Origin of the sequence: Phycicoccus elongatus Lp2 (genome assembly GCF_000367525.1) — a bacterium.
Lineage (GTDB): Bacteria > Actinomycetota > Actinomycetes > Actinomycetales > Dermatophilaceae > Phycicoccus_A > Phycicoccus_A elongatus.
Genome location: NZ_HF570956.1, coordinates 2,978,380 through 2,981,397 on the forward strand (window position 1 = coordinate 2,978,380; position 3,018 = coordinate 2,981,397).

Here is a 3,018-nt window from a genome sequence, read left to right on the forward strand (position 1 = left end):
GCTGCGGCGGCCGCGGCGGGCCGGGCCGCAGCAGCGCCGGCCCCACGGTCCCAATCCACCGGAGGGCTCTTCGGGTGGCCGCTTCCAGGCGGCGTGGTCACCTCCGAGTTCGGCTACCGCATCCACCCGATCACCGGCACTCGCCGCTTGCACGCGGGCATCGACATCGCCACCCCGTGCGGTCAGCCGATCGTGGCCGCCCTCGACGGCGAGATCATCTCCGCCGGTTGGGGGGGCGGCTACGGCAATCGCGTGGTCATCGACCACGGCATCCAGCGTGGTGTGCCGGTCGCGACCAGTTACAACCACATGCAGCGGATTGCCGTGAGCGGTGGCCGCGTCACGCGCGGCCAGGTCATCGGCTACGAGGGGACGACCGGCTTCAGCACGGGCTGTCACCTGCACTTCGAGACCTATGTCAACGGCGATCCCGTCAATCCGCGTGGCTGGCTCTGACGCCTCCCTTTGCCCAATCGGTTTGCCCCTGCCGGGTAGCGTTGCCTCTCGACGAGAGGGGGGCGAACCCGATGGCCAAGGAAACCGGTCACAAGGTGGTCGCGAGCAACCGCAAGGCGCGCCACGACTATCACATCGAGGACACCTACGAAGCAGGCATCAGCCTGCTCGGCACCGAGGTCAAGGCGTTGCGCATGGGCCGGGCCTCGCTCGTTGACGGGTGGGCCGCGTTCAGTGGTGACGAACTCTGGCTCGAAGGCGTCCACATCCCCGAGTACCACAACGGCACCTGGAACAACCACACTCCGCGACGCAAGCGCAAGCTGCTCCTGCACCGTCGAGAGCTCGACAAGCTCATGATCAAGACGCGCGAGAGCGGGCACACGCTGGTGCCGCTCCAGCTCTACTTCAAGGACGGGCGCGCCAAGGTGGAGATCGCGGTCGCAAAGGGCAAGAAGGACTACGACAAGCGGCACGCGCTGCGCGAGCGCCAGGACCAGCGTGACGTCCAGCGTGCGCTCCACGGCCGAGGCGATCGATGAGGTATGCCGCGGGCGCGGCATACCTCGCCCGTCGTCGGATGCCGTGGGTCGCCCTCGTCGTGGCCCTGCTCTCGTTCCTGACGTGGGGCGCCGCACCGGCGACGGCCTCGGGTCTCGGGGCGGACACCCAAGCGCTGCAGGGTTTCGCCCCGGTCAGCCTCGACCAGGCCGATCGCTACGACGTCGTCTACGCGGTCAACGAGGACGGGTCGGTCGACGTCGAGCAGACGATTGACTGGACCTTCCCCTCCGACGAGGAGCGGCACGGCATCTATCGCACGGTGCAGGTCCGCGCCGGATACCGGGATTCGCAGACGCAGTATCGCTACTACTCGCTGAGCGACGTGCGCGTGACGTCACCGACCGGTGCGCCGACGGATGTCTCGATCAGCGACTTCGGCGCCGAGAAGCGGATCCGCATCGGCTGGCCCTCCCGGACGGTGTCCGGTACCCAGACCTACGTGGTGTCCTTCCACCTCGAGAACGTCGTCAACGACATCGGCGATGGCACGGCCGAGTTCTACTTCGATCACGTGTCGACGTCGAACGAGTACGTGTACAAGGCCCCCCGGGCGACCGTAAAGGCACCTGCGGCGGCCACTCGTGCGGCGTGTTTCTACGGAACTCGTGGTTCGACGACCGAGTGCACTGCGCAGGCGGGCGAGACGTCGACCTTCACCACCCCGGACATCGGCCCGGGCGAAGGCGTGAGCATCCTGGCGTCCTATCCCCGCACGGCCTTCGGGGACCTCCAGCCCGACCTGCGCGATGGCTCGGCGACGGACACCTCCGAGACGAAGGTGTCGCCGCGGGTGGGACGCACGCTCGGCTGGCTGCTCGGTGGTCTCGGAGCACTCCTGCCCGTCCTGGCCGCAGGTCTGATGGGGGTCCTGGTCTGGACGCGGGGTCGCGACGAGCATTTCGCAGGCCTCACCCCCGGGCTGACACCTGGTGCCGACCAACCAGACGTCCCGATCGCCCGCCGCTCCGGACCGGGGACGATCGCGGTCCAATTCAACCCGCCGTCCGGGGTTCAGCCCGGGATGATGGGGACGATCCTCGACGAGGAAGCCAACGTCGTCGACGTCACGGCAACTCTCATCGACCTCGCCGTGCGCGGACACCTGACCCTCACCGCGCCGGAGAAGACCAGCGTCTGGCATCGCGGAGACTGGGTGCTGACTGCCTCAGCGCAGGTGCGAGACCGCACCCCGCTGGCGGCTTACGAGCAGCACCTGCTCGACGCTGTGTTCGCCGGCCGCGACGTCGTGCATCTCGACGAACTGAAGAACACCTTCGCGCCGACCCTCAAGCGCGTCCAGTCGATGATGTACGACGAGGTCGTCGACCGTGGCTGGTTCCGCCGCAGCCCCGAGAGCCAACGCTCGAGCTGGATGGCGCTCGGCTTCGTGATCGCGCTGGTCTCGGTCATGGGCGCCTTCTTCGCCGGCAGCGTGTTCGGGTCGCTCTCCGAGTGGGGCCTGCCGATCAGCCCGCTGGTGATCCTGGGCGGTGGCGGTGCGCTCGCCGGCGGCATCTTGTTCCTCCTCGGTCGCCGGATGGCCTCACGCACCGCTGTCGGCAGCGCGGTCCTCGACCAGTCGCTCGGCTTCCGGCAGTACATCGCGACCGCCGAGGCCAACCAGGTTCGCTGGGAGGAGGCCCAGGATGTCTTCAGCAGGTTCTTGCCGTATGCGATCGTCTTCGGGCTCACCGAGCGCTGGGCCAAGGTCTTCGAGGAGGTCGCCCAGGCGGCGCAGGCGGCCGGTCACTCGGTCATCATGCCGTCCTGGTACATCGGGCCGTGGAGCATGACGACCTTCGACAACATCGCGGCCGACATGGACTCCTTCTCCACCCAGGCGGCCGGCACCTTCGTCTCCACCCCGGGCTCGTCCGGGTCGAGCGGCTTCAGTGGTGGCGGCGGTTTCTCCGGTGGCGGCGGTGTCGGGGGCGGCGGCGGCTCCTGGTGATCCCTTGTGTCCGGCAGGGTGGTTGGTATGCCGTCCACTCGCCGGAC

3 protein-coding genes are annotated in these 3,018 nt (G+C 68.4%); all 3 read left to right on the forward strand.

Annotation, left to right across the window (positions count from 1 at the left end; genetic code table 11):
* A partial coding sequence (locus tag BN10_RS14420; RefSeq protein WP_156917417.1) for a M23 family metallopeptidase occupies window positions 1-456 on the forward strand: 456 nt, incomplete at its 5' end.
* A gap of 71 nt (window positions 457-527) precedes the next feature.
* Complete coding sequence (gene smpB / locus BN10_RS14425) at window positions 528-998, forward strand: SsrA-binding protein SmpB (RefSeq protein ID WP_010851988.1); 471 nt, start codon at window positions 528-530, stop codon at window positions 996-998.
* Window positions 995-2,971, forward strand: a complete 1,977-nt coding sequence (locus BN10_RS14430; RefSeq protein ID WP_010851989.1) for a DUF2207 domain-containing protein — start codon at window positions 995-997, stop codon at window positions 2,969-2,971. The genes smpB and BN10_RS14430 overlap by 4 nt, the downstream gene beginning before the upstream one ends.
* Window positions 2,972-3,018 lie beyond the last annotated feature (47 nt).

Coding starts and splice junctions, on each gene's coding strand:
- smpB (WP_010851988.1), top strand. CDS start 528: ATGGCCAAGGAAACCGGTCACAAGGTGGTCGCGAGCAACCGCAAGGCG.
- BN10_RS14430 (WP_010851989.1), top strand. CDS start 995: ATGAGGTATGCCGCGGGCGCGGCATACCTCGCCCGTCGTCGGATGCCG.